The organism is Paenibacillus sp. GCM10027630, from assembly GCF_042676305.1.
Lineage (GTDB): Bacteria > Bacillota > Bacilli > Paenibacillales > NBRC-103111 > Paenibacillus_S.
On sequence record NZ_JBHTGY010000038.1, the window covers coordinates 67,081 to 93,819 of the forward strand.

Consider the following 26,739-nt stretch of genomic DNA (forward strand, 5'->3'; position numbering starts at 1 on the left):
GAGTTGCTTGAAAAAAAGGGGGCATGGCCGGTGAAACAGCGCAAATGGAATGGACTGCTAACCGTATGGAGCGTTATTGGCGGATTTATTGGCTTTATTATAGGAGAAATCATGCTTGCTGAATGGGAAGGCACGATGCATGAAACGCTGCTGATGGGTTTATACTTCGGCCAATTTGCTCTTGTTGTAGGTCTATGCTGCTTGTTGGCTGAAGTCATCTCACCTCAGCTGAACGGGAGAAGCTGGAGGCTGCGCTATGCTCGCGATGGTTGGAAGCTTCTTGTTCCAGCTACGCTTCTACTGCTGTTCGCCGCGGGAGTGTTGTTCCAATTTATTTATGGACTTCAGCTGGGCAATCGGGATAAGCCTCAAGATTATGTGCTGCTCATCGATATGTCGGAGAGTATGAAAACCACGGATCCCGAGAAGCAGAGCATTCAAGCCGCTCAAGCTTTGATCCGCAAATTGGATGACCGCAAACGGGTCGCGATCTACACATTTAATGAGCAGCCCAGTCAGATATATCCGTTGACGCAGCTGAAGGATGCAGGGACACGGGAGCAAATTGCCGCTAAGCTGAATACAATTGGAGCGCCTGTGGGACGCACTGATATAGGCAGGGCATTGACTGAGGCTATGGAGCATATGGAGAAGGAGCGTATTCCTAACCGCAGAGCCGCTGTAATTCTCATTTCCGATGGTTTTAGCGAGGTGGATAAAGCGAAGGTACTGGCTCCTTACCGACTGCAGCAGACGCAGGTTCATACAATCGGAATTGATTCAACGGAGAAGGAGGGCATCCAGCTTTTACAAAGCATTGCCGTCGAAACAGGAGGCACGTTCCATGATGTGAAGCGGGTCGAGGGGATTACGGGTGCTTTTGACCAAATATACCAAAATGGAAAGCGTTGGCACTTAATGAACGAGCGAGTGGACACGGCAGCGTCCAATGAATATCGCGGTCTGCTGCGTGTTGCGCTGATTCTGCTAATCGGTGCTTTGCTGGGGCTATCGCTTGGTGTCGTCTTCGACAACCGCTATTTAGCCAAAAGCTTCGCCATCGGTGGAGCAGTGGCGGGCCTCATCGCCGGTATCCTGCTCGAAACCGGGCTGCAGGGCTCAGCGGCGCCATTCCTTGTACGCGGCTTTGCCGACATGGTACTGGCGTTCGTGCTATCGCTCTCCACACTGCTCGTCGCAGTGGGTGATTCGAACGCAGGATCAGGAGTTGGATTACGCCGCGGTGGCGGCGGTACGCGGCGCAGCCAGCTGGAGCAAGGAGAGAGCCGTGGAAGAGGCAAGGATGCCTTGCCGGTTCGCAAGCAGTTTCGATGAGTAAGGAAACGGAGGTGAATGTTCTTGCAATGGGAGGAGCTCGAGGAGCCATATCGGATTAAGCAAACAGCCTGCTACATCCAGAACGGTGAATGCACCGTGACCTGGGCATGGCCGAGGGGTGTGGATTCCGTATACGTATACAGCTTTCCTGATGGAGCAGAGCAGCCGCCGGACTTGCTGGAGCCTAAGCAGCTGAAGCTATTTACCCGGGAGGAATACAAAGCAAGGTCAGGCTACCGGGAGCGCATTGAATATTTGGGTGTACAAGGCTATCGCATATTCCCATGTCTCATGCAAGCTGGCAAGCTGAGGCCCCTCAAGCAAGCGGATGCTGAAAATTATGCACGCGTGAGCGGTGGGAAGGCGAAGATTCGCTACAATATCAAATACAGCCATTCTTGGTTCAGCAAATATAAAACGGTGCGAATTCAGCTTTTTTGCGAGATTTCGGTGTCCAAAGAAGCGCTTTGCTACGTGAAGAAGGAAGGCTCGCCGCCTGCAAATAAGGAGGATGGGATTGCCTATCCATTTATGAGTGACTTCGCTTCGGGCCGTCATGTACTGCCGGAAGTGGAAGTGGGCAAAAATGACTATATCCGGCTGTTTTTTACCGACGGGAAGGCCTTCGGAGAGCTTTATGATTTAATACCTGAATAGTTTTTGCAGACGTAAAACTCGAGCTGTTGCTTACCATGAATTAACATTGCGCCTTCCTTGGGGGAAGAGCGCGTTTGTCGAGATTGAGCGAAGCAAAGCAAGTGTTGCCAGAGCAAAAGGAGGGATAAGCATGTTGGATTTTCTCAAGAAGATGTTTGATAAGAAGCCGCCTGTAAAGGAAAGACCTCCCTATTACAGCATTGTATGCCCGTACTGCTTCAGTAAATTCGAGCCGGATGATGTGGTATTCAGGGCTAGTCACGTCAAGGATAACGATGATGATTTCATGCTGCAGGAGGACCGCAAGCTAAGCGATTGGCGGCGAAAGTTTAACCTGTCGCAGGTGGATATGGAAGCGGTGATCGATCCGCATACCATACCTGATGAGAACAAGAAGTACATGCAAAATGTGCTCGTGGCCGTCACGGACCTGTATGGGGAAACGACGAATAGGAGGCTTTGCCCTAACTGCCATAACGAGCTGCCGATTTCGTCAGGCAAGGTGCCCAGCAATATCATCTCTATTGTCGGAGCCTCACAGGTGGGCAAATCCGTCTATATGACGTCGCTTATCCATACTCTGCAGAATACGACAGCTTCCAATTTCAACGCAGCCTGCATGCCGCTTAGCGCTGAAATTAGCAGGAAGTTTCGGCAAAATTACCACGAGCCGATTTTTGAGAGAGGCAGTATGCTGCAGTCAACGAATCCGAATGAGCAGCAGGAGCCGTTTATTTTTCAATTTGTGTTTAAGGATGAACGGGAGGCTCCCTTGACGCTGGTTTTCTTCGATGTTGCCGGTGAAGGTATGGTGGAGCGGGAATATTTGGACATTTATGCATCGCATATTAAAAATTCGTCTGGCATTCTATTTCTGGTCGATCCCCTTCAAATCCGCAGTATCCGCGATAAGGCCCGCATTCAAATTGGGGAGGAAGAGGGAGAGTTCGCTAATCGCTATGACGAGCCTCGCGAGGTTGTAATCAGCTTGTTCGAAAACTTCATTGCCCATCAGCAAAATAGTAAAACAGACATTCCAACCGCTATTGTGCTGACCAAAAGCGATATGCTGAAGTATTTAATGGAAGAGGATAGCGAATATATACGTCCTAACAGCAATGTGTTCCGCAATGTGGTGCATAAGGGATTTTTGAATCATACAGAATTTGAGAACATCAATGGGGAAATAGGTCGTTTTATCGAGAAGGTAGACAGACCGTTCAAGGACGCGATTGATGTTTATTTCAAAAATACGGCGTTTTTCGCTGTATCTGCGCTGGGCGCAAACCCGGTCAACAAGCAAATTGAGGGTGTCATTAACCCGATCCGGGTCGATGAGCCGTTCATTTGGCTGCTGTACCAGCTTGATTATGTTGCTAGGAGAGATGCGACGTGATAGAGCAAAGGAAACCCATCCAGCAGCAATATTTCACACGTGACCGGGAGGGTATTTTCCGTACTAGCGAAGGTTTCGATACCGTTGCCAAATCGGAAGGCTTGGACAATACTTTTATAAAAAACACGCTGCATCCTTATTGCGTTTACAAGGCTCCCAAGGAGCTGTTGGGACGGGCGGAGGAAGATAGCTCCCTCTATCCTGAGTCTATGGTTGTGTTCCATGCTGAGAACGGCGATATGGTGATAGGGCGCAGTGTCTATATAGGCACTGATTTCACAGGGCAGCGCAGCGCCTCGTTCACGCATCAGTTTATTGTGCCTAATGAGCGCAAGGACGAATTTCTTCGTGATCCTCAGCGTCTGTTCCGGATTCGCAGCTTCGAAAGCTCCTATGATATCCGCAATGGCAAGTCACTGCCGGAGCTGGACGGTATCAGCTACGGGACCGCACCCGTGGAAGCAGTGGAGCAAGAGCGGCTATTGACGAAGCTGGGTATCGATCAAACAAGATTTCAGCAGTTGATTTATGCCGTAATGTCATCAGTTACAAGCAAGAAGAAGGTGTATATCGCGCTTGATGAGGATATTGCAGAGACGGCCGAATCAGCCAAAAAGCTGCTGGAAATTGTCTACCGCTGCCTTCCGTACGCCATCCGGAGCCAGCTTGGCTTCATGACCTTCAACAGCGAGCCGGAAGGGAAGCAGCATCTTCATGTGATTTTTGTGGAAAAGGGAAGCATTAGACTGCCCGACCGTAACATGGAGAAGGAATACATATTTGATTTTCCAAGCAAACGTTTTGTAAATACGGACCTTCCGGGACAAGAGCACTCTTACCTTTCTTTTATTTGGAACAAGCGGAATGATTCGGAACAGCTGGAGCAGCTGTTTGGATTTTGCGAGGAAGCGCTGCAGGGGCTGGATAAAGCTGCTGCTCTTAATGTGCAGACCTATGTTCAGCTTCAAGCCTTATACGAAGTCGAGCAGGGCAATGAGGCGCTCTATGAGGCCAACCGAGCGGAAATAATGCAGAGCATTGTAACTTACGTGAACGCAGATACGGTCCGGCAAAAGCGCCGGCTGAACGAGCTGTTTATCCGCCTGTTAGGAAAGGAAGCAAGGGATAGCGACAGTCTGCCGACGGCTGATTATATCAAATATTTGCTGCACTATTACGGGTTTGCCGATGAGGGAGTCAAGACTCTGCTGGCACGCTGCTTCGTTATCTTCATCAGCCGGGTAGCTAAAAAGACGGAGGACGGCATCGAGAACGCAGCCCCGATTTTCGACCAGCTGCTAGGAAAGTCGTCCATGTTCGATTTGGTCATGAAGGAGCTGTATAACCAGCAATCGGGGACGGCTGAAAGCTACATCGCATACCGAATGGGCAAGGCGGGCACAGTCAAAGCGCTGCTGGAGGAAATCCGGTTCTGGATACAGCAGAGCGAGAGTATGGTTCAGCAGCGTTTTTTTGCCAATGAAGTGCTGAAAAAGGTGAAGCGTCTGCTGCAAACCGACAGCCTGCGCAAGCGAATCGAAGCTGCGAGCAGCTTGTACCGCTATTTCGAGGAGCTGCCTGAGCGGCAAGAGAGGCGTCAATACGAAGATTTCTGCGGCCAGCTGAAGCTGGAAATCAAGCTGCTGCTGCTTGATGGACTGAAGATAACCGATCTGGAGTATGAAGATATGATGCAGCTCAGCTTCATGCTGGAGTTAGTCGATCAGGAGCTGAACAGCCATTTGGACAAAAGCCAAAAGCTGAACCTGCAGCTGCTTGCTACCATCTATAGGGTACTGAAGGTGAATGAGAAGGAAGATTCCGAGCTCAGGAAGGCATTCGACTTTTTTGGGCCTCTCGACTTGGAAAGAGTACAGCAATCGCTGAAAAAGCTGTTAGGCATGCGCATTGCATCCGAGCATTTCAGTAAAATTGTTTATGCATTTTACCAGCCTGGTTCAAGTAACGGCTCCGGTTATGTGGCGGAGTTCGATTATTACGGTTTGCTCCAATATATCGCAGAGGCAACCAGGGGCACGGAAACGATCTATGATTTTCTCGTGTGGTCTGCCAATGATCAGCGGTTTCTAAACATGAAGCAGGAGATCGATGCTAATTACAAGGCGGCAGTAAGCAAATTCTTCGATATGAATGCTCCCAGAGCTTTCCGTGATAAGGAGATTCGATTGAAGCTGCTTGCAACCTCCAACGAGTCATTTGTTGCTTTGTATAAAGCTATCAAGCTTCGGCAGGCCGGTAAGCTAATTCGTTTTGTTGTTAAAAATAGACGAAGGCTGACTCGGCTTGGATTAATTATTTTGCCGCTCATTATACTTATCATTATTTTCCGCAATCCTATAGGAATAGGGCTGGCCGCAATAGGTCCGGCACCAGCTATCCTAATCGACGAGATTCCTGCGATTTCCAAAGAAGCTGTAATTACGGTAACGGTGAGTGCAAAGGGTGAAGATCCCACTGTGTCACTATATGTAAATGGGCAGTTAGAAGGGAATGGAAAAGTTACCAAAAACTTGGACCTGCTTGACGGGGACAATACGTTCGAATTCAAGGCGGTGAACCGCGGCGGCAAAGCATCTGAGGTTGTGAAGAAAAAGGTTTCCTTCAGCTCACCGACTCCGATTGTAACTGTGGAGGCCTTGCCTGAGACTACACGAAACAATAGCATTACGGTTAAAATAACAGCTCTCGACAGGAACGATCCTAGCCCGACTTTATATATTAACGGACAAGCTGTCGGACAAAGCAGTGCGAGTAAAGCAGTCAGCCTTACGCCGGGGGAAAACTTGATAGAAATCAAAGCCGGCAACAAGCAGGGTAAAATGAGCGAGCCGATTGTGAAAAAAATCAAAATGGAGCCTGCTCCAGCTCGCTGACAATCAAAATATAGCAAATTAAGAGCCGGTGATCCTATCTAACTAGGAAAACGGGCTCTTTTTTTTAAAATGTTGGATTTTTAATAGGCCACTTTTGCAAGAAAGCTATCATTATCCGAGGCGGCTGCCCAAATATACAGGATTTTAACAAAACGGGTTCATACATTTAACAATTGGTTTATATAATGAATATTACATTCTTTATATCAGACTGAAGGGGTGGAACGATGAACCTAGTTACTCACAACAATTATAAGAATCAGGATGGACACATATATTGCTGTCTCCGCAATAAAGTCGTAGAGCTTAACAAACAACAGGAGGAGCAATTTTGCCAAGGCTGTAAAATGTTCGGTGGCATGATAGCGGGCGGACAGGGAGTGACCTGTGTATGGGAGGATTTGCGGAATGTGAACCAGCCTCATGTTGTATATGATCCCATCCACGAATTTAATAAAAATCAGAAGCGCTACATTACGTCAGATTTTTTAATCACGTTATCCGCGGCAAGCTTGGGTTAAAGGAATCGACCCATGATACGCGATCGGGCCGGTGCGTGTCAAACCAACGCCGGCTCTTTTGGCGATCCTTCCTCTATCATTTTCCTCATTTTTCGATTGTTAAGCTGTCAGAATGGACGTGTTATCGCCCAACACTGGAGCTCGCCCCTCGGTTACTTTACCATCCACTATATTGATAGTCTTTTTCTTCGATGGGAACCGTGTATAATTACATATAAGTTATTAACTTTGTTCCTTTATATTATTTTTTGAGGAGTCATTTAAACATGCCTGATGAAAAAGATCCCTTCGATAGAAGCTTTGACAGTTTGGAGGCGCTCGCTGATACCATTAGTGATGTGCTGCAATGCCCTATAACCATCGAAGATTCCAATCACCGTCTAATCGCCTATAGCTCCCATGACCCACATACCGATCAGGTGCGAGTTGCAACGATTATAGGACGTCGTGTTCCCGAGAAAGTGATTAGCACTTTATGGAGAGATGGCGTTATTCAAAAAATAATGGAGAGTGACGAGCCTGTTCGTGTTTCCCCTATAAATGATATTGGACTTGGACATCGTCTTGCTGTAGCGATTCGGAAAAACAACGATATTCTCGGGTACATATGGCTATTGGAGGAACAAAAACAGCTTGACGACAATGCCATACAGCAGGTGAAAAAAGCCGCCCTCGCCGCAAAAACGAAGCTGCTGCAGCTTCAATTGAAAAAACGAAAAGAAGAGATGGGTTACCAGGACTTTTTCTGGCAGCTCTTAACCGGACATCTGCATTCAGACATAGTGATCAAGGAAAAGGCGGACAAGCTAGGTATGAATCTTCCTTCATCCTTTCATATCATCGTCCTGCAATTCGAACCTGAAATCACTGAGAGCATGCAGCAGCAGATCGAATACATCCTAACAACAACGCAGCGATTGCGGATTGTATGTCATACGATTGATCATAATCAGTTAATCCTGCTTTCTACAACGCCGGTGAAGCGGTTAAAGAATGAAGATTATTCCGTCGCTTTACAGCATATCATCGAGCAAATGAGACAACGCTTCGGTTTTTCTCCAGTTTATGGAGGTATCGGATCTTTATATGAGAATTACGCTATGGTAGAAAGAAGCTATCAGGAAGCGCTAGCGGTACTCCAAATCAAACGGTGCTTTCCGGAAGAAACACGTAATATCCATTATTATCCAGACATGGGCTACTATCGTTTTTTACAGAAGATTTTGGACGAGGCTCGCATCAATCCCATTGAGAATCAATGTCTCAAAAAACTGAAGCAATATGACAGCGAACATAACAGCGAGCTGCTGCATACTTTGGAGGCTTATTTGTCCCATGACAGCAATATGAAGGCTGTATCGGAGATTCTTCATATCCATGCCAATACATTAAGCTACCGCTTAAAACGAATTTCCGAAATTGGCGGCATCGATTTAAATAATATGGATCAGAAGGTGACCGTCTATCTGGATTTAAAAACTGAGAAGCTTAAGAGCATGTAGCGGTTTTGTGAAATTACACAAACAACTGGATTTTTTTTCTTGTATCCAGACAAAGAAAAAATGTTTATTCGCCCTTATACTTGGCGTAGAGTCCCAACAATAAGGAGCGATTGCCATGATAATCGGAGTACCCAAAGAAATAAAAAACAATGAAAACCGCGTTGCCATAACCCCTGCAGCTGTTGCTGCCTTTGTTAAAGCAGGTCATCATGTCTACATCGAAAACAATGCCGGAATGGGCAGCGGTTTTACGAATGCGGATTACATGGCAGCAGGAGCCGTTGTCCTAGAGCAAGCTGCTGAGGTTTGGTCCGCCGCCGAGATGGTGATGAAAGTAAAGGAGCCTTTAGCTTCCGAATATGCTTTTTTCCGGCAGGGTCTAATCTTGTTTACGTATTTGCATTTGGCGGCAGAACCGGAATTGGCCCAGGCACTAATGGAAAACTGCGTAACAGCGATAGCCTACGAAACGGTAGAAGTTAACCGTACCTTGCCGCTGTTGACACCAATGAGCGAGGTCGCCGGACGTATGTCTGCACAAATCGGCGCTCAATTTCTGGAGAAATCCCATGGAGGCAGAGGAATCCTGCTGGGAGGAGTGCCGGGAGTGAAGCGCGGTAAAGTAGCGATTGTAGGTGGAGGAGTTGTTGGAACGAATGCAGCCAAGATTGCTTTAGGGCTTGGTGCCGAGGTTACCGTTATTGACTTGAGTGCGGAGCGTCTTCGTTTATTGGATGATATGTTCAATGCACAAATCAATACGCTAGTATCTAATTCATTTAATATTGCCGAAGCGGTTGCTGAAGCTGACCTCGTGATCGGAGCCGTACTAATTCCAGGTGCCAAAGCTCCAAAGCTGGTCACCGAGGAGATGATTAAAGCGATGCAGCCAGGTGCTGTTGTAGTTGATGTCGCTATTGATCAAGGCGGCATTATCGAAACGGTGGATCGTATTACGACCCATGACAGCCCTACATACGAAAAAAACGGCGTTGTTCATTATGCTGTTGCGAATATGCCTGGAGCGGTTCCAAGAACGTCAACCTTCGCCTTAACGAATGCTACCGTTCCTTATGCTTTGCAAATCGCCAATAAAGGCGTAAAGCAAGCGGTTACGGACAATAAATCGCTATATCTCGGGGTTAATGCTGCTGGCGGTTCTATTACTTACGAAGCCGTGGCAAGAGATCTTGGCTATGCTCATGTCCCAGTTGAACTTGCATGGGAGAAAGAATTTTCGAGGTCTTAATCCAAATGCAAACAATAAGCTATCGAGATACGTGGGTGGAAATTTCTTTGGATGCCATTATACATAACGCGAAAACTTTCAAATCGAGCCTCCACGAAAAATGCCGCTTCATGGCCGTCGTCAAAGCGGACGGCTACGGACATGGTGCTGTTGAGGTGGCAAGTGCAGCGATCAGTGCAGGCGCTGATTATTTGGGCGTCGCTTTTTTGGACGAGGCACTGCAGCTGCGAAATGCGGGAATCGACGGACCTATCCTCATTCTCGGTTATACCCCTCTGCATTCCGTGGAGACTGCAATCAAGCACGACATTACAATGACCGTCTTTTCCGCTGATGTATTAGAGGAAGTCATAGTATGCAGCAAACGGCTCCAGCACTACGCCCGCATTCATTTGAAGATTGATACAGGCATGTCTCGTGTGGGCGTATCTACGATAGAAGAGGCATTTATGCTAGCTTCTAAGACAGTTTCCTCGCGCTTTGTCAGCTTGGAGGGGATGTTTACTCATTTCGCCGATGCCGATAATGAAGACCAATCTTATACGCGGCAGCAGTTCCAGCTGTTTAACTATTTTATCGATGAATTAGAGAAGAGACATATTCACATTCCAATCAAACACTGCTGTAATAGTGCAGCCGCTATGAAGACGCCAGAGATGCATTTGAATATGGTGCGAATCGGAATTAGCTTGTATGGCTTGCTGCCCTCCGAGCAGCTACGGAGCGACAGACATCCAATCCTTCAAGCTATGGGCTTTAAAACTAAAATATCAGCGTTAAAAACAGTACCCGCCAATCATCCTGTCAGCTATGGCTGTACATTTAAGCCGAATAAGGACAGCAGGATTGCCACCATTCCTGTTGGTTATGCGGACGGGCTTTCACGACTACTTTCCAACAAGGGTTATGTTCTTGTGCACGGGCAGAGGGTGCCGATCATCGGTAGAATATGCATGGATCAAACGATGATCGACGTGACTTCGGTTTCTCATGTCTTGGTTGGCGATGAAGTTACATTATTCGGCTGGTCTGAAGAGAGCTTGCTTCCGGTAGATGAACTTGCGGATTGTATGAATACGATCAATTATGAGGTTGTTTGTTCGATAGGCAAAAGAGTTCCACGCGTTTATGTACGTAACAGGGCAAATCGTAAAGGCTCATAAGCCTTATTGCAGCAGATCCCACAGCTGTTTACCGATCAGGATTGTGGTCACGGTCACAAATAAAGGCTTAATGTAACGCGATCCGTGCCGGATAGCGAATTTGGAGCCGACAAATGCGCCAGCGATCATTGCGATCCCCATAGGCAGTCCATAGCCGATATGGACCGATTTGAGCAGTAAAAACGAGCATAAGCTGGCCAGGTTGCTGGCTAAATTCAGCACCTTGGCATTGGCGGAAGCACCGACAAAGTCGAAGCCGAGCAGCAGGAACATAAACAGTAGAAACGAGCCTGTTCCCGGGCCAAAAAAGCCGTCATAAAATCCAATAATAAAGGCTAAGGCTGCTACAGCCACCTTGAGATTAACGGTCATAGCACGCGGAGCGGCGTCTTTTCCCCAGTTCTTTTTTATTAATGTATAAACCAGCATTAGCACAAGCATAATGACGACCAAAGGTTTCAAAAAGTCCGAAGGCAGCAAATGCACCGTGTAGGCCCCGAGAACAGCGCCAATGAAGGATAGTGGAAATAATGCGAGCACCAGCTTTCCATTCATCTTGCCTGATGTGAAGAAGGACAAGCTGCTTGTTATTGTTGAAAAGGTGCTGCCTAATTTGTTGGTTCCGAGAACCAAGGCGGGAGGCATTCCCGTCATCATAAGGGCGGGGACGGAAATTAAGCCTCCTCCACCGACGACGGAATCAATAAAAGCCGCTATAAATCCGGCTGCGAGTAAAAATAAAAGCATTTCCATTGAAGGCAGTTCCATGATGTTTCTCCTTTTGGCTGTTGTAAAGAGGGTCGGTAAGAATCAAATTTAGTATATAGAATGAGCAACATTTCTACAATACTTATTCTAGGAGTCTATCCGACGTTTTGATCTTCGTGAATATATGTTCATTTGGTTATGGAGGGATAAGGGAATGGTACGGAAAGTTTACGGCCGCCTTTGAAATGAAGTTGTTACCGCAAGGTAAATTAAAGACAACTTTAATTTCTAGAGCGGTGGAGTACCATCCCTTTCCCGCAGTAACCACAATAGTGAATAAATATTCACGGATTTGTTTTCGTCTGACAGACTCCTAGGTGACAGGGACGGTTATGCCGCCGAATTACAAGAGTCATAGAGTTGAATAGTAAAGCGATCTGCGGACTATTGTTCATTATGCATTCCATCCTTTCAAGAGAAGTGATAGAATGGAAAGGATTACATTTATGCTGGGAGAGGTGTGTGTACTATGATTCGCAAGCTGGAGCATATTGGAGTAAAGGTTAAGGATATGGATGCTTCCGTCCGTTTCTATACGGAGGTTCTCGGTATGAAGCTGAGAAAACGCGCAAAGCTGCAAGATGGCGTCGAGCTGGGCTTCCTGTCTTTTCCAGATTCCGACAACATTGAGATTGAGCTGATTGGCCGTGGTCACGACGGGTTGCCTAACGATTCTATCGTGCATCATATTGCATTCACAGTAACGGATATCCAAGCTGAGATAGATCGGTTGAAAGGCTTCGGCGTAGAACTTATGGACGAAACGCCTCGTACTATCCTGGACGGGGATCAGATCGCGTTCTTTTTCGGACCGGACGGCGAACGTTTAGAGTTTTTCCAACCAGCAGGCCAATAATAGAAAATGATTCAAGTAACAGAGAATCTCCAGAACCACAGTATAACTAGTGGAGAAAGGGGATTCTTTTTTCAAAACAGCTATATGTACTCTTGTCTATATTCGATAGATATGGGGGGACAGTTATTATGGGGCATACGGCAGTAATTGCCGGCGCGACGGGGCTGATAGGCGGGGAATTAGTCCGCGGCCTTCTGGAGGATCCCTTCTTTGATCAAGTCATTGCTCTGGTTAGAAAAGAGACAAGCTTGGCTCATGAGAAATTGATTCAAGTTGTCACAGACTATGAAGCACTCGAAGACGCTGTTAAGCAGTATTTGTCTGACGCTTATGTGTTTTGCTGCTTGGGTACAACGATTAAAAAGGCTGGTTCCAAGGAGCAATTTCGTAAGGTTGATTATGAATATCCGATGCTGCTGGGGAGGCTGGCGCTTCAATATGGAGCTGCGGAGTATCTCATCGTTACGTCAATGGGGGCTAGCGCGGGATCCGCTTTTTTTTACAATCAGATAAAAGGCGAGGTTGAAGAGGGCTTGAGCAAATTGCAATTGCCATCTCTGCAAATTTTTCGTCCTTCGCTGCTGCTGGGAGACAGACAAGAAGTTCGTTTGGGGGAGCGGTTTGGAGCTGCTGTTTCAAGGGTAGTTACTCCTATAATGGTTGGCGCTTTACGCCAATATAGACCGATTCAGGCCCAGACCGTAGCCAAAGCAATGCTGAAATCTTCGAAAAAAAGTAACAAAGGAACCTGGATTTATGAGTCCGATCAGATAGAAGAGCTATAAAGTAAGCTTTTATAAACGAAACTCTCGGGAGGTAATAAAATGGCTAGAAAAATAGTGTCCGTACAAACATTCAGCGCGGCTCATGAAGAACAAATCCGTAGTATTGCACCGGAATGGGAGTTTATTAATGGAAAAGAAAGCGAGCAATGGTTAGCCCATTTGGCTGATGCTGAAGTATTGATCGGTTGGAGCAGCGCTGTGGTCCAGCATTGCTTGCAGCCGGGAACTCGACTTCGCTGGGCACAGAATTGGGGTGCGGGCGTCGATAGAATACCGCTTGATTCATTGGCCGAATTCGGTGTAATGCTGACTAATGCCAGTGGAGTTCACCCGAATCCTATATCTGAGACGGTATTGGGCATGATGCTTGCTTTAACACGAAACATTCACCTGGCTATTGGCAATCAGCTTCAGAAGAAATGGACTTCGCTAGGTGAGCTTGGAGAAATGCATGGAAAAACAGTCGGCATTATCGGTGTGGGAGCTATCGGTACAGAGGTTGCCAAGCTTTGTAAAGCATTTGGCATGAAGGTGCTGGGGGTAAAAAGGTCGTTGTCCGAATCTGAGTATGTGGATCGGATGGTTACGATGGACAGGCTCGATGAAGTGCTGTGCGAGAGCGACTACGTGGTGGTGACACTTCCGCTCACCAAAGATACCCGGCATGCCATTGGCAGCGGCCAGTTCGAGTTGATGAAGCAGACCGCCTTCTACATCAATATTGGCAGAGGAGGAACGACGGATGAGCAAGCATTGGTCGAAGCCCTTCGCAATGGTGAAATTGCCGGTGCAGGCTTGGATGTGTTCGAAGTGGAGCCGCTTCCGGAATACAGTCCTCTGTGGGAAATGAGCAACGTCATCCTGACTCCTCATAACTCCGGCTCGACTGTTTACTATAATGAGAGAGCTATGGACATCTTTTTGCAAAATTTACGCGACTATGTTGAAGGCAAAGAGCCGCAGTTGAATCGGGTGGACTTAAGTAATCAATATTAAGCATTACATATAAGGCAGCAGGGTAAACATAAATGTCTTTTCTTAATAAGGGAGACATTTATGTTTACCCTTGTTTGCGTTTAAAGCCATTGTGGTATCATCTTAAAATGTTTGTATATAATTGCCTAATTCCCTGCACTACAATAAAAACAAGTAAAATCATTTGTATATAGGGGGAGGAGCAGGATGAACATTTTAAACAAAAGCTATTTGGCTGCCATGACGGCTGTTATTCTGAGTGTCGCGGTCGCAGGCTGTTCAGGAACAAATGGTGGTAAAGAGGGGAATGCCTTAACCACATCTAAAGCAACCAACGGTAAATATGATCCGCCAATTACCATTACGACAGCGCGTGTACTTGATCCGAATGTAAAATTTAAGCCTGGTGAAACGATTGAGGACAATGTCCATAGCCGATGGATGTCCGACAAAATGGGAATTAATATGAAGCACACGTTTGTCGTGAACAACGAAAAGGATTTTAATACAAAGCTCCGCCTGCTGCTTGCCGGCAGCGAACCACTGCCGGATGTATTTCAAGTATCGGACCCTACTCTAATCAGCGAGTTAATCCAGTCGGGTAAGGTAATGGCTCTGGACGATGCGATTGCCAAGTTTGCCCCACAGAACATTAAGGACTTGTATCAGAAATATCCAGACGGTTTCAATATGTTTATAAACAACGGTAAAACCTACGGCATACCGATGTATGAAAGCTTGACGGGTGGAACCATTCTATGGGTCCGGCAGGATTGGTTGAAGAAACTGAATCTCCCTGATCCCAAAACAATCGATGATATGGATAAAGTGCTCGAAGCCTTCACTAACCAGGATCCGGACGGTAACAATAAGAAGGATACATTCGGATTGGCTCTATCGATGCTGGACCGGGTTAATGGAACAAGGGCGACAGCGGATTGGGTGTTTGGGGCATACGGCAATTACATGCCGTTTCAATGGAGTAAGGATAAGGATGGAAATCTAGTGTACGGGTCTATTCAGCCGTCAATTAAGGAAGCGCTTTCAAAACTTCGTGATTGGATGTCCAAAGGTTATATTGATCCCGAGGCAGGTATTAAGGATAAGAACAAAGCAACGGAAAGCTTTGTCAACGGTTCCGCAGGCTTGGTAGCCGGAGAATATCATATGTATCCGGTACCGTTGCTGGACACCGTTAAAAACAACGCAAAGGCGGAATTTAAACCGCTCTACCTTCCGGCTGGACCAACCGGAAATATTGGTAGAGTTGAGACGCCGATGGTTAAGAGAGGTATTCTCTTCAGCAAAGATTTTCAGCATGTAGATGCCTGGTTCGCGTATTACAAGAAACTGTTCGAATACCAGTTCTTCGTTAAGGATTCCGAGTTTTATTTAGGCAACCACGAGGGGTATGACTATGTAATGAAGGACGGTAAGCCGGTTTACCAGCAGTTTGAGCAGGCCGGAATTCCCAAAGAGCAGTGGCCGCTCCCTGATGGGAAGACCCCGATTGAAGCGAAAGCTTATGCATCCCTCATCGGTGGAACGAATTTGAACAGACCGTACTCCTACGATGAAGGAATTTTAAAATTTGCCAATGACCCTAAAGCGGTGCCTGCTAATCCAATCGAGGACAGCATTAAGGATAGAGTGCCTGTTCACCAGTTGGCCGGCAAGATCCGAATTGAACAGAATAAATATGATTTGCCCAATGAGTTCAAAGGCTCGCCAACTAAGACGATGAGGACGAAGCTGGAGCTGCTTGAGAAAATGGAGAAGGAAACCTTCAACCAAATTATTTATGGAAAGCTCCCGATCGATGCCTTCGACAAATATGTTGCCGATTGGAAGGCTAGCGGCGGAGATGAGATAACGAAGGAAGTCAATGAATGGTATAAATCGTTAAAGAAATAAGATGAATCTAATAGCAAGCATAAGTAGGTGAGCCTGCAAACTATTTCGGCCGCAGCAGGCTCGCCTCTTTTGCTTAAGGAAAGGTGCTGAAAACCATGAGTGAACTGATCCGACCAATCACCGGTTCCGAGTCTGCCGCTGCGGCTAAGAAACGATCCAAATTTATGTCATACATGAGGCAAACCTGGAGCTTTCATTTGCTTCTGCTGCCTGCTCTGATCATCGTCATTATATACCAATACGTCCCGATGCTCGGCGTTGTTATAGCTTTTAAAGAATACAAACCATGGCTTGGCATCATGAACTCGGAGTGGGTCGGGCTGGACCATTTTAAATATTTGTTTACATACCCTGACAGTGTTCAGGTCATCATCAATACAATTATTATTTCTTCCTTAAAAATCAGTACGAATATTGTAATTCCATTCATTTTTGCCCTGCTGCTTAACGAGGTGCGAAAAACGTATATAAAACGCTGCATTCAAACACTGGTGTACTTGCCTCATTTTTTATCATGGGTTATTCTCGGAGGCATCTTAATTGATTTGTTGTCGGTAAAAACGGGCATAATTAATCGCTTTATCGAACTGCTCGGGTTTCCGCCGGTGTTCTTTCTGGGGGATGGCGATTGGTTCAGGGTTACGGTTATTGTCAGTGATGTGTGGAAAGATTTCGGGTTCTCAGCCATTGTGTATCTTGCAGCCTTAGCCGGTATTAATCCTGCCCTTTATGAGGCTGCAGAAGTCGATGGGGCGAACCGCTGGGAGCAAACGATGTATATTACGATACCCTCCGTCCTGCCTATTGTTGCTGTAGTGACGACGCTTGCACTTGGGAAAATATTGGATGGAGGTTTTGATCAAATTTTTAACCTGTATAACCCGCTGGTTTACAACAAGGGTGACATTATAGATACATTCGTTTACAGGGTTGGTCTTGTCGGGGGGCAGTTCAGCTTTGCTTCAGCTGTCGGCTTATTCAAATCATTGATCGGATTTATACTTGTTGTTGTTTCGTACAGACTAGCCTATAAATTTGCGAATTATCGAATATTCTAAAAGCGGGTGAGCAGCCATGTATAAGTCATTACCTTATAAAATATTTTCATATTGTAATCATGCTTTATTGACTGTATTGGCGATCTTATGCATTTTACCCCTGATTCATGTATTTGCCATTTCTTTAAGCTCGAGTGCCGCAGCGACTGGAAATATCGTCACCTTTTGGCCAGTGCAATTTACGTTTGAGGCCTATGCGGAGACATTGGGCAACAGCAACTTTCTGCATTCATTGTATATCGGGATTAAACGTGTTGTATTAGGCACCTTCATCTCCATGCTGCTTGTTGTTTTGGCGGCTTATCCGCTCTCCAAGGAGGAGACGAAATTTCAGGGGCGCACTGTCTACGCTTGGCTGTTCGTGTTTACGATGCTGTTTCATGCAGGACTTATTCCCACCTATCTGGTTGTAAAAGGAACGGGACTGATGAACACGATCTGGGCGCTCGTTCTGCCTGGGGCGGTAAGCGTGTGGAACCTGATTCTGATGCTCAACTTCTTTCGCACGATTCCGAAGGAGCTGGAAGAAGCTGCTTTAATGGATGGAGCCAGCCACCTCCGAATTTTGTTCACGATTTATTTGCCTATATCTATGCCTTCCGTGGCGACACTATCCTTATTTGCTATGGTGACCCATTGGAACGCCTGGTTTGACGGAATGATTTACTTATCCAACGCGAAGGACTATCCGATATCGACCTTTTTGAGATCAATCATTGTATCGGAAAATTTCTCAGTGCTAGGTCTTACTGAAGATGAGATCAAAAATATTTCGCCGCGTACAGTCAAGGCATCTCAGGTGTTTATTGGTGCATTGCCGATCCTGCTTGTATATCCCTTTTTGCAAAGATACTTTGTGAAGGGTGTTATTGTCGGCTCCGTTAAGGAATAGATTGACTCAAAGGAGGGGGTAAGCCATTTATTTATCCCCAAAATGGTTGTGTTCCCCAGATGCCTATGTACAATAACAGTAAAGAGTATTTTACAGGGAACAGGTGACGGGATGCCTAGGATCATGCTAAAAAACATCAGTATTTTCAGCAAAATTATGATCATTATAGGATTAATGCTAATTCCACTGCTGCTGATGTTCGCTTATTCCAACCAAGTGAGCATGAACGTGGTCAAGTCTGAGATTGAGAAGTCTAACGTGAACCGTCTTTCTTTTTTTCTGAATCAAATGGATACGAATGCTGAACAGCTCTCCAAAGTTGCTTTTACATTGGGAAGAGAGCCGGAGGCTATCAAATTTCAGTCGATTCATATGTCGTATGACCTGTTCGATACCATCCAAATCAGGCAAACCTTAATAGAAAAAATCAATTTGCAAAGCGCATCCTACAGCTGGACGAATAAATTATCAATGTATTCGCCGAACTTAAAGCAACTGGTTTCTACAAATCCATCCGAGAACTATGATCTGGACTATTTCAAGAGCCATATGTCCTCGGATTGGACCTACCGACCGATCATGCGGGATAATGGCAAGCAAAACTACTTTTACCGGTATTCGACCGAGCCTTCGCTCTTATTCAGCGACCTGAGTCATGTTAATTTGATTATCGAGGTAGCTTTTGCAGCACATAATATCGAACGGATGCTCGATCAGTTTAAAGAGGGGAGTATTGGAGACCCATTTTTTTATAATGACAACTACGACCCTATTATGAACGCTACGGCCAATCAGGAAATTATTCAGGAGCTTGTAGGCTTGCTTAAACACGAAAAGCTGCTTCCTTCGGGCAGTCAGGTCATCGAAGTCAAAGGAATTAAATATATGCTCAACTATGCCAAATCGAATTCGCTGGACTGGTATTTAGTGGATGTGGTTCCGCTTCAGAATGTACTGGCGCCCATCACGACCAGCCGGAATCTATTTTATACAACAATCTCCATGCTGCTGCTGACCAGTATCTTAAGTTCTTATCTTTTGTTCAAAAATGTACAGGTTCCGATCACCCGTTTAATTGCAAGTGTAAACCATTTGAAACGGGGCAATTTCTCCACGAGATTGACGTATCAAGCAAACAGAGAGTTCACCATCTTGTTCAATCATTTTAATAATATGGCTGAGCAGATTCAGGATTTGGTAGAGAAGGTGCTTCGTGAAAAGATAAGGGTAAGAGACGCTAATTTAAAGCAGCTGCAATCCCAAATCAATCCCCACTTTTTATACAACTGTCTGGCCTTTATTCAAAGTATGGCACAGCTCGAAAACAAGCAGGCTATTATTGCTATGACCCGACACCTAAGCAAATATTACCGGTATACGACCCGGATAGAGCATCAGGAGGTTTCGCTTGCAAGTGAATTGGAGCTAATAACCAATTATTTGGAAATTCAAAAGCTGCAAACCCGCAGGCTGGAATACTGCATTGATGTGCCTGAAACGATGAAAGGAAGCCTGATCCCGAGACTGCTTGTCCAGCCTATAGTGGAAAATGCTATCATACACGGTATTGAGTGCAAAGCCGGTATAGGGACGATCATGATTACAGGCTGCGAGACGGAAACCATCAGCACTCTGACCATAGAAGACAGCGGAATAGGGACGAGTTTAGATGAGATAGCGAAGTTTAACGAGAAGTTCAGCATAGATAGGGGCGAGGAGATTGGGCACGGGATGTGGAATGTTCATCAACGGCTGCGGCATCAGTTTGGAGGCCGATCGGGTGTACTGGTTTCCGAGTCCGTGCTGGGAGGCTGGAAGGTTACTCTGACCATGGAAAAAGTTAGCGTCTCTGCTTAACATCTTCTTTACATAGTTCTCAGAGGAGGGGCTGTGCATGCTGCAGTTGCTGATAGTAGATGATCATCCGGATCAGGTTGAAAGTATGGCTCAAACGATTCCTTGGTGTAATTACGGTATTGAAGCGGTCTACAAGGCTTATTCCGCACATGAAGCGCTCGATTACATCAAATCCCGTGCAATCGATATTATGATTACCGATATCCGGATGCCTGAGATGAATGGATTGGAGCTGATCCGATCTGTTCGTGCTATTTCCGAGAAAATAAAATGCGTGCTCATGTCCGGCTTCAGTGACTTTGAATATGCGAAGCAGGCGATTCAATATAAAACGGCAGGTTATTTAATGAAGCCTGTTGATACCCAAGAATTAACGACGCTTATCAAACAGATTCATGTGGAGTTTCAAAACGAGTGGAATGTTAATGAGGTGGTTCAGAATGCACTGTACACCTTGCGTGAAAACATTCCTTTTCTGCGTGCTCAGTTATTAATGGATTTATTGCAAGGAAGACAACTCTCGCATTCCGCCTTAGGCAAAAAGATGAAAGCGCTGAATCTTTCATTTGCAGCAGAGGATGAGGTGTGCATGATGGTAATCCGGTTGGATGGGGATTCTGCCGCTAACGATGAAGAGAATGTCTCGCTGCTGGAATATGCGGTGACGAATATGGCGGAGGAGGTATTCGGGGAGGCTTTCACTCTGTGGCATTGCAAAGATGCTGATGGTCAGTTGGTGTTTCTGGTAAGAGCCAATAAAGCGTGGGAGCAGCAGCCGCACCAGGAGCCTACGAGGGAAGCTTATCTCAGACAAATGGAATTGTATGCAGAGGAATTGCAAAAGAAAACCAGGGTCTACTTGAAGCGTAAAGTGTCCGTGCTCCTCATGAACCAATGGATGCGTTTGTCAGGACCGGTTGCTTCTATGTATCAAGCTGCTGCTGCTGGAGTACGCAAGCATCTGGGCGGTGACAAGCAGTTTGTGGCCGTTGTGTCCGGTGACATGGAGATCGTGCAAGTGGGTGCTCTTCAAACCTTGTATGAGCCGCCGCTGCTGCTGCATTTGCTGGAAACAGGACGCTGGGAGCTGGCGAGTGACCGGCTGGAGCTGATTTTCGCGGAGCTGGCTGTTAAATGGAGGGAATCGCCGGAGTACTTAAGCGAAGCCTTTTTCTTCATCGCTGGAGCCTTTATGCGCATCTCTCATAAAAACGGCAGGCCGCTGCAGAATCTAATCGGTGACTACGGAATGAAATTGCAGCAGAACCGCCCGTTCTCCTCGCTTAACCAGCTTCGCGATTGGGTAGTTCATGTGTTTGAGCTGCTCAAGGGCGAGCATCAGAAGGAATCGCTTGAATCCAAGATGACTGTGGTCGAACGTATTCAAGCTTATATTGGGCAGCACATGGACGGGGATGCCTCATTGCAGGCCATAGCTGACCATGTCGGTCTCCATCCAGCCTATATATCCAAAGTGTACAAGGTTGAAACCGGCTGCTGCATCAGTGATTATGTGATGAAGATCAAGATGGATAAGGCGGTTGAGCTGTTAAGAAACAAGAATGAGAAGGTTTACAATATTGCAAGCCAATTGGGGTATCAAACTCCCCACTATTTTATTAAGGTGTTCAAGAAATATTATGGGATGACCCCCCAGGAATTTAAGCTAAAGCAGTAAGGGAATGAAACTTTAAGAGACCAAGCAAAGTGGTATGACCTTAAAACATTTGTATATTTATCCGCTTGGATTCCTTTTAAACTGAGTATATGTAAACGATTTCGTTTGAAAATTGGAGGAGGACACCCGTATGAAATTAGTATCGACTTATCCGTTTGACCAAAAACAGCTTGCCGAAATGGACAGCAAAGGAATTACCGTGAAGCTTTTTAAAGGAGAGCAGGATCTCATACAGTCTGATGAATATACGGATGCCGATATCATTATCGCTAATCACCGCACGCTGCAGCAAGATTTTCTGGAGAAATGCGAGAAAGTTAAATGGGTTCAGGTGGCTCATATCGGAATCGAGCGGCTGCCTATGGATTATTTGAAGGAAAGAGGAGTAACGGTGATCAATGCGCGCGGTTCCCTGGGACTGCCGATTGCTGAAGATATATTATGCAAAATGCTCATGCTTTCACGTAAAAGCGTCAGGGTCGTAAAAAATCAATTCGATCATTTGTGGGGAAATACCGGCGGAGGTTTTATTAATCTATATGGTAAAACGGCAGGTATTATAGGTGCGGGGGATGTAGGTACAGAGACGGCGATTCGTGCTAGAGCATTCGGTATGAAAGTTATCGGCATCAATACAACCGGAAATGAGCTGCCCGCATTTGATGCTATGTATAAGCCTGAGCAGCTAAACGAGGTCATAGCCCAGAGCGATTATATTATTTTGACGCTTCCGCTTACCGATCAATCGGTCAATTTGCTCGGAGAAGAGCAGTTCAAGCTGATGAAGCCGACCGCTTTTATTATCAATATTTCCCGTGGAGCTTTAATTAATGAAGAAATTTTACTGGATTATTTGCAAAACAAGAAAATTGCCGGAGCTGGCTTGGACGTATTTGTGGAGGAATTTAAGCTTGGCAAGCTGCCAGCCGAAAGCCCGTTCTGGGAACTGGACAATGTCCTCATTACCCCTCATTGCGCAGGAGGCGGAGATCAGTTCCATCAAAGGTTCTCAGCAGGCTTCATGCATAACCTGGATTTATTCTTGCAAGGTAAAGCCGATGAAATGATTAACGTACGACAATTCGGCAAAGGGTATTGAGGAGGTATTCCCATGGCATGGTGGAGCAGAAACAATCTGCGCTTGATCCAAAATAACCTTCGCGAAACAGACGCGAATCTTGATGTGGATAGACTGATCGGGGAGCTCCAGGAGCTCTCCGCCAACGTACTGATGATGAATGCCGGAGGAATTGTTGCCTTCTACCCGACCAAGCTGGAATATCATTACCGTGCGGCGGGCCAGCAGAAGGACATGCTGAAGGAAGCCATCGAGAAAGCGCATGCGGCCGGAATGAGGTTCATTGCCCGATTTGACTTCAGCAAAGCTCATGAGAGTATTTTTGCGAAGCGGCCCGAGTGGTTTTACCGCACGAAGGAGGGCAAGGAGGTTAATTATCACGGCATTGTCCATACGTGCATCAATGGCTACTACCAGCGTGAGTACTCGCTGCAGCTGATCGACGAAGTCATCTCCAATTATGCGGTGGACGGCATCTTCTTTAATATGTTTGGCTACCAGACCCGCGATTACAGCGGTCATCATTACGGTATCTGCTTTTGTGACAGCTGCAAAGACCGGTTTCGGGAATGGTCGGGAGGTTTGGAGCTGCCGCAAAGCGAGAGCCTAAGCGATCCGGTGTACCGCCAATATAAGGCGTTCCAGGATGCGACGACAAAGGAGATGCTGGATCGAATCCATGACTTCGTGAAGAGCAGGTCTACGGATATTGCGATCTCCACGTACAACGAGCACAAGGTGGATATTGTCCGTAAAGAATCGAACACGGACCCGATTCGTCCGCATCCGGTGTGGCTGTATTCAGCCTCCGAAAATGTGAAATCGCTGGAAGATTCATGGGACGATAAGCTGATCAGCAACTGCTGCATCAATGCCATTGACCTGATTCACCGGTTTACCGCCGTGTCCAAGCATGAGATGAATATCCGCCTGAAGGAAAGCCTGGCGAGCGGCTCAGGACTGGACTTCTGCATTATCGGCGTGTTCGAGGATTACCCGGACCGTGAGAATCTGCCGACGGTAGCGGATATATTCAAGTATCACAAGGAGCATGAGGCGTACTATGGAAGCTTCCAGAGTGCAGCTGACGTGGCATTGATCAAACCGGGGGGACCGGCTCCGGCGAATATGAAGGAGTATCAGGGCTTGTTCAAGATGCTCAAGGAACGGCATATCTTGTTCGATGTCATTCACGAGAACAATCTGCTGAACAAGAAGCAGGACTTGAGCCGGTATCAGGCGGTGCTCATTCCAGACATTCCCGAGCTGGGAGCAAGCGAGCTGGAAGTGCTGGAGGAGCTGTACCGCGAGGGCGTACAGCTGATCGGCACGGGCCGCTCCTTCACCACAGGCGCAGCTAATGAAGCATTCCTGCAGCGCATATTCGATGTGCGGGCGGGCAGCCTGCAGGTGTACGAGCGGGAAGCGGCATATTTGCAGACAGCGGATAAAGCGCTGTTCAAGAGCTTCCCGGAGCGGGACTGGATGTTTCTGAAGGGCCCCTTCCGCGAGCTGGAATTCGGCCCGCAGGCTCAGAAGCAGCTGCCGTTTGTCGTGCCATCAACGTTTGGGCCGCCGGAACGCGCCTCCGGGCACCGTGTTTCTGAGGATTGCTTCGGCGCGTCGATCCGCGAGGATGGCTCCTGCCGAGCCATCTATGTCCCGTGGCAGCCGGGCGAGCTGTACTATCGGTACGGCTATGCCGACCATAAGCATATCGCGCTGGATTTGCTGGACTACGCCGTAGACGGAAAATATAAGCTGACGACGAACGCTCCGCAAAATGTTGAGGTGTTCTTCAACAAGCTGGATGAGCAAACGTATATTCTGCACCTGCTGAACCTGTCCGGATTTAACGGAGTCACTTATTTTGAGCCGGTGCCGGTGTATGATCTGGAAGTTACCCTTCATGGCATCGGGGAATGCAGGCAGGTGAACAGCTTGGTAGACCCGACCGCGGCAGTATATTCGATGGTTGGCGGCGATGTGACCCTGCGATGCCGTGAACTGAAGGATTTTGCGGCTATTGTGATACAAGTATAGATCTGGAAATGGAGGGTGCGAAGCGATGAAAATCAGTTTAGACGAAATAGACACATTGCTGCAAATAGACAAGTCCCAGCTGCTTGAGGCAACCACGAATTATCCTAAGTGGATCTTGGAGGGGTATGATCAGGCAAAAGCGTTCGAAGTTATGCCTCTGGATAAAAAAGTGGATGAAATTGTTATATGCAGTGTTGGAGGCGGTCCAGTAGCCAGTCTGCTCCAATTGAAATCGATGCTGTCCGACGAGATCAAGGCTCCGATCATTCTCTCTCAAGCTTATACAATGCCTGCTTATGTGGATGCGGATTCGCTTGTTTTTATCGTTAATTATTCGGGAGGCTCCGAGGAGGTAGTGAGCGCGTACCGTCATGCTATCGACACAGGTGCAACGATTGTTGTTCTGACCGTCGGCGGAAAGGCCAAGGAACTTGCCGAGCAGCATGGGCATTTACTGTTTCAGCTTCCAGCGGGAAAGGTCCCGCGCATCATCTCTACGAGTCATGTCCTGATCCCTATGCTTGTCATTCTTCATCGTATGGGACTCATTGCCGACCAGGAGCCAGCCATTATGGAAACGGTGGCGCTGCTGGAGCAATTGTCTGTACATTACGCGCCTGCTGAGCCGATAAGCAGGAACGAGGCCAAGCAAATCGCGGTGGAAATGGACGGTCTCATTCCCGTTATTTACGGAACGCTGCCGTTTACCGATTCCATTGCTGTACGATTTAAGAACCAGTTGGCGGAGAACAGTAAAGTTATGGCTTTTAGCAATGCGATGTCTGGACTTCACCATGATGAGGCGAACGGCTGGGATGCAGACAGCGCTATGCTGAGACAATTTCATTTTACTTTGATTAAGGACCTTGAGGATACCGAGCCGATGACAAGAAGACTGGCGGCAACACGTGATGTGCTTAAGACAAGAGCCGGAGCTGTGCGTGAAATCTCTTCCGTCGGGAGCAGCAGACTGGCTCGAATGTGCTCCTTGGTATATCTCATCGATCATGCTGCGCTTTATGCCGCCCTGATCCGGGGTGTGAATCCGACTCAAGGTGAGGCACTGAATGAGTTTAGAAAAAGATTCAACGGCTAAGGTTCGTTAGAAGTTCATATGCCATTCCAAGGAAAGAAGCCGGGGCTATCTGCTGCCGGCTTTCTTGGTTTGTATGATATAATCAATAACTGGGATATTGGGTTATCAGCTCCCCGCAGTCTCCACCGGAAGGGAAGGAATGGACGTTGATCAAATTGCATTCTTGCTATGTAAGAGATCTGGATAGCAGTTGGAGTATGAAACGAGCGGTAACGCCCTATAACCTGCTGATGATTATTTCCAATGGTTCCTTGACTTATTGGGTAGATGGCGAGGATCTATCTCTGCAAGCGGGAGACGTCTTATTCATTCCGGCAGGGTCTGTACGCGGCGGTACTTCGAACGAACAGCACCAAAGGTATGCGACCCATTTCAGCAGCCTTGGCGATGAAGAGCTGCTTCCGCTTCTGGCTAGTAAACAGCCCTGCAAGCTGAGGCTGCAGAATATAGCTTATTTTAAGCAAAGGTTTTCCTTGCTAAATCATCATTGGCTAACAAAGGGACCCTACTCGTCTGTCATTTGCTGCGGGATTTTATTGGAAATGCTTGGGATTGTCAATCATGAGCTAGATCATCAGGACATCTCTACCAAAAAAGTAAAGCTGGTGGAGGATCTAAAGGCATATATTCACAGTCACTATAAAAGCCTGTTAAAACTACAGGAGCTTGCCGATTATACCGGAAGGACGCCTAATTATATTTCCTATGTGTTTAAGGAAGCAACCGGCTTTACACCGATAGAGTATCTTCATAATGTTAGAATATCTGTAGCCAAGGATCTTATGCTTTCCAAGCTGATCCCCATTCGGGAAATTGCAGACCAAACCGGTTTTAGCGATCAGGCCTATTTCAACAGAGTTTTTAAAAAAGTAACCGGCTATTCTCCTACCTACTTTGTTAATAAAACAACAGAAAAAACGGTGTGGACGGAGTAGTGGCAGCTGAAACGCACAGGTCTTGCGTAAGTTTTTGTTTAAAAGCGTAGAATCGTGCAAAAATATAAATTCTGTCGATGGATA

At 46.8% G+C, this 26,739-nt stretch carries 21 protein-coding genes; 20 read left to right on the forward strand and 1 reads right to left on the reverse strand.

The annotated features are described in order from the left end of the window. Positions 1 to 30 precede the first annotated feature (30 nt). The 8 genes from ACFQ0C_RS20280 to alr all read left to right on the forward strand — a co-directional run bounded on the left by ACFQ0C_RS20280 (position 31) and on the right by alr (position 10,720). On the forward strand, positions 31 to 1,335 hold the full coding sequence (locus tag ACFQ0C_RS20280; protein WP_379368950.1) for a vWA domain-containing protein: 1,305 nt from the start codon (positions 31 to 33) through the stop codon (positions 1,333 to 1,335). An 18-nt stretch (positions 1,336 to 1,353) separates the two neighbouring features. Then, the gene (locus tag ACFQ0C_RS20285; protein ID WP_379368952.1) at positions 1,354 to 1,995 is read left to right on the forward strand and encodes a hypothetical protein; all 642 of its coding nucleotides are present in this window, start codon (positions 1,354 to 1,356) and stop codon (positions 1,993 to 1,995) included. A gap of 130 nt (positions 1,996 to 2,125) precedes the next feature. Continuing rightward, positions 2,126 to 3,391, forward strand: a complete 1,266-nt coding sequence (locus tag ACFQ0C_RS20290) for a TRAFAC clade GTPase domain-containing protein (protein ID WP_258216815.1) — start codon at positions 2,126 to 2,128, stop codon at positions 3,389 to 3,391. Then, a complete protein-coding gene (locus ACFQ0C_RS20295) occupies positions 3,388 to 6,285 on the forward strand; it encodes a GAP1-N2 domain-containing protein (protein ID WP_379368954.1) in 2,898 nt (965 codons plus the stop codon). Before ACFQ0C_RS20290 ends, ACFQ0C_RS20295 begins: the two co-directional genes overlap by 4 nt. Positions 6,286 to 6,512: 227 nt before the next feature. Further along, positions 6,513 to 6,806, forward strand: coding sequence for a hypothetical protein (locus ACFQ0C_RS20300; RefSeq protein ID WP_379368956.1), 294 nt, complete (start codon positions 6,513 to 6,515; stop codon positions 6,804 to 6,806). A gap of 266 nt (positions 6,807 to 7,072) precedes the next feature. Then, a complete protein-coding gene (locus tag ACFQ0C_RS20305; protein ID WP_379368958.1) occupies positions 7,073 to 8,308 on the forward strand; it encodes a PucR family transcriptional regulator in 1,236 nt (411 codons plus the stop codon). A gap of 115 nt (positions 8,309 to 8,423) precedes the next feature. After that, entirely contained in the window at positions 8,424 to 9,557 is a 1,134-nt protein-coding gene (gene ald, locus ACFQ0C_RS20310) for an alanine dehydrogenase (RefSeq protein WP_379368960.1), read from the forward strand. A 5-nt stretch (positions 9,558 to 9,562) separates the two neighbouring features. Further along, the gene (gene alr, locus ACFQ0C_RS20315) at positions 9,563 to 10,720 is read left to right on the forward strand and encodes an alanine racemase (protein ID WP_379368962.1); all 1,158 of its coding nucleotides are present in this window, start codon (positions 9,563 to 9,565) and stop codon (positions 10,718 to 10,720) included. A gap of 3 nt (positions 10,721 to 10,723) precedes the next feature. Here the strand turns inward: alr and ACFQ0C_RS20320 are convergent, their stop codons facing one another. Beyond that, the gene (locus tag ACFQ0C_RS20320; protein ID WP_379368964.1) at positions 10,724 to 11,488 is read right to left on the reverse strand and encodes a sulfite exporter TauE/SafE family protein; all 765 of its coding nucleotides are present in this window, start codon (positions 11,486 to 11,488) and stop codon (positions 10,724 to 10,726) included. A gap of 469 nt (positions 11,489 to 11,957) precedes the next feature. Here ACFQ0C_RS20320 and ACFQ0C_RS20325 point away from each other — a divergent pair, with 469 nt between their 5' ends. The 12 genes from ACFQ0C_RS20325 (at position 11,958) to ACFQ0C_RS20380 (ending at position 26,655) form a co-directional block, all read left to right on the forward strand. Continuing rightward, a complete protein-coding gene (locus ACFQ0C_RS20325; protein ID WP_258216822.1) occupies positions 11,958 to 12,344 on the forward strand; it encodes a VOC family protein in 387 nt (128 codons plus the stop codon). Between the two features lie 128 nt (positions 12,345 to 12,472). Then, entirely contained in the window at positions 12,473 to 13,129 is a 657-nt protein-coding gene (locus tag ACFQ0C_RS20330; RefSeq protein WP_379368967.1) for an oxidoreductase, read from the forward strand. A gap of 39 nt (positions 13,130 to 13,168) precedes the next feature. Continuing rightward, complete coding sequence (locus ACFQ0C_RS20335) at positions 13,169 to 14,125, forward strand: D-2-hydroxyacid dehydrogenase (RefSeq protein WP_379368969.1); 957 nt, start codon at positions 13,169 to 13,171, stop codon at positions 14,123 to 14,125. A 186-nt stretch (positions 14,126 to 14,311) separates the two neighbouring features. Then, positions 14,312 to 16,018: an extracellular solute-binding protein gene (locus tag ACFQ0C_RS20340; RefSeq protein WP_379368971.1), complete on the forward strand. Its 1,707-nt coding sequence runs from the start codon at positions 14,312 to 14,314 to the stop codon at positions 16,016 to 16,018. A gap of 164 nt (positions 16,019 to 16,182) precedes the next feature. After that, positions 16,183 to 17,076 carry an ABC transporter permease gene (locus ACFQ0C_RS20345; RefSeq protein WP_379369015.1) on the forward strand — a complete coding sequence of 298 codons (894 nt, stop codon included), beginning with the start codon at positions 16,183 to 16,185 and terminating at the stop codon, positions 17,074 to 17,076. A 16-nt stretch (positions 17,077 to 17,092) separates the two neighbouring features. Further along, positions 17,093 to 17,968 carry a carbohydrate ABC transporter permease gene (locus ACFQ0C_RS20350; RefSeq protein WP_258216826.1) on the forward strand — a complete coding sequence of 292 codons (876 nt, stop codon included), beginning with the start codon at positions 17,093 to 17,095 and terminating at the stop codon, positions 17,966 to 17,968. Between the two features lie 123 nt (positions 17,969 to 18,091). Then, positions 18,092 to 19,825, forward strand: coding sequence for a sensor histidine kinase (locus ACFQ0C_RS20355; protein ID WP_379368974.1), 1,734 nt, complete (start codon positions 18,092 to 18,094; stop codon positions 19,823 to 19,825). 37 nt (positions 19,826 to 19,862) lie between these two features. Beyond that, positions 19,863 to 21,503 carry a response regulator transcription factor gene (locus ACFQ0C_RS20360; protein WP_379368976.1) on the forward strand — a complete coding sequence of 547 codons (1,641 nt, stop codon included), beginning with the start codon at positions 19,863 to 19,865 and terminating at the stop codon, positions 21,501 to 21,503. 130 nt (positions 21,504 to 21,633) lie between these two features. Continuing rightward, positions 21,634 to 22,602, forward strand: coding sequence for a D-2-hydroxyacid dehydrogenase (locus ACFQ0C_RS20365; protein WP_379368978.1), 969 nt, complete (start codon positions 21,634 to 21,636; stop codon positions 22,600 to 22,602). A 12-nt stretch (positions 22,603 to 22,614) separates the two neighbouring features. Beyond that, on the forward strand, positions 22,615 to 24,624 hold the full coding sequence (locus tag ACFQ0C_RS20370) for an alpha-amylase family protein (protein ID WP_379368980.1): 2,010 nt from the start codon (positions 22,615 to 22,617) through the stop codon (positions 24,622 to 24,624). A 25-nt stretch (positions 24,625 to 24,649) separates the two neighbouring features. Next, entirely contained in the window at positions 24,650 to 25,720 is a 1,071-nt protein-coding gene (locus tag ACFQ0C_RS20375; protein WP_379368982.1) for a bifunctional phosphoglucose/phosphomannose isomerase, read from the forward strand. A 146-nt stretch (positions 25,721 to 25,866) separates the two neighbouring features. Further along, entirely contained in the window at positions 25,867 to 26,655 is a 789-nt protein-coding gene (locus ACFQ0C_RS20380) for a helix-turn-helix domain-containing protein (RefSeq protein ID WP_379368984.1), read from the forward strand. The last annotated feature ends 84 nt before the right edge of the window (positions 26,656 to 26,739 follow it).

Bases quoted from the DNA above. Each gene is read 5' to 3' on its own strand.
- alr (WP_379368962.1), top strand. From the start codon at position 9,563: ATGCAAACAATAAGCTATCGAGATACGTGGGTGGAAATTTCTTTGGAT.
- ACFQ0C_RS20365 (WP_379368978.1), top strand. From the start codon at position 21,634: ATGAAATTAGTATCGACTTATCCGTTTGACCAAAAACAGCTTGCCGAA.
- ACFQ0C_RS20370 (WP_379368980.1), top strand. From the start codon at position 22,615: ATGGCATGGTGGAGCAGAAACAATCTGCGCTTGATCCAAAATAACCTT.
- ACFQ0C_RS20375 (WP_379368982.1), top strand. From the start codon at position 24,650: ATGAAAATCAGTTTAGACGAAATAGACACATTGCTGCAAATAGACAAG.
- ACFQ0C_RS20305 (WP_379368958.1), top strand. From the start codon at position 7,073: ATGCCTGATGAAAAAGATCCCTTCGATAGAAGCTTTGACAGTTTGGAG.
- ald (WP_379368960.1), top strand. From the start codon at position 8,424: ATGATAATCGGAGTACCCAAAGAAATAAAAAACAATGAAAACCGCGTT.
- ACFQ0C_RS20340 (WP_379368971.1), top strand. From the start codon at position 14,312: ATGAACATTTTAAACAAAAGCTATTTGGCTGCCATGACGGCTGTTATT.
- ACFQ0C_RS20325 (WP_258216822.1), top strand. From the start codon at position 11,958: ATGATTCGCAAGCTGGAGCATATTGGAGTAAAGGTTAAGGATATGGAT.
- ACFQ0C_RS20360 (WP_379368976.1), top strand. From the start codon at position 19,863: ATGCTGCAGTTGCTGATAGTAGATGATCATCCGGATCAGGTTGAAAGT.
- ACFQ0C_RS20290 (WP_258216815.1), top strand. From the start codon at position 2,126: ATGTTGGATTTTCTCAAGAAGATGTTTGATAAGAAGCCGCCTGTAAAG.
- ACFQ0C_RS20285 (WP_379368952.1), top strand. From the start codon at position 1,354: ATGTTCTTGCAATGGGAGGAGCTCGAGGAGCCATATCGGATTAAGCAA.
- ACFQ0C_RS20300 (WP_379368956.1), top strand. From the start codon at position 6,513: ATGAACCTAGTTACTCACAACAATTATAAGAATCAGGATGGACACATA.
- ACFQ0C_RS20345 (WP_379369015.1), top strand. From the start codon at position 16,183: ATGTCATACATGAGGCAAACCTGGAGCTTTCATTTGCTTCTGCTGCCT.
- ACFQ0C_RS20335 (WP_379368969.1), top strand. From the start codon at position 13,169: ATGGCTAGAAAAATAGTGTCCGTACAAACATTCAGCGCGGCTCATGAA.
- ACFQ0C_RS20355 (WP_379368974.1), top strand. From the start codon at position 18,092: ATGCTAAAAAACATCAGTATTTTCAGCAAAATTATGATCATTATAGGA.
- ACFQ0C_RS20320 (WP_379368964.1), bottom strand. From the start codon at position 11,488: ATGGAACTGCCTTCAATGGAAATGCTTTTATTTTTACTCGCAGCCGGA.
- ACFQ0C_RS20330 (WP_379368967.1), top strand. From the start codon at position 12,473: ATGGGGCATACGGCAGTAATTGCCGGCGCGACGGGGCTGATAGGCGGG.
- ACFQ0C_RS20350 (WP_258216826.1), top strand. From the start codon at position 17,093: ATGTATAAGTCATTACCTTATAAAATATTTTCATATTGTAATCATGCT.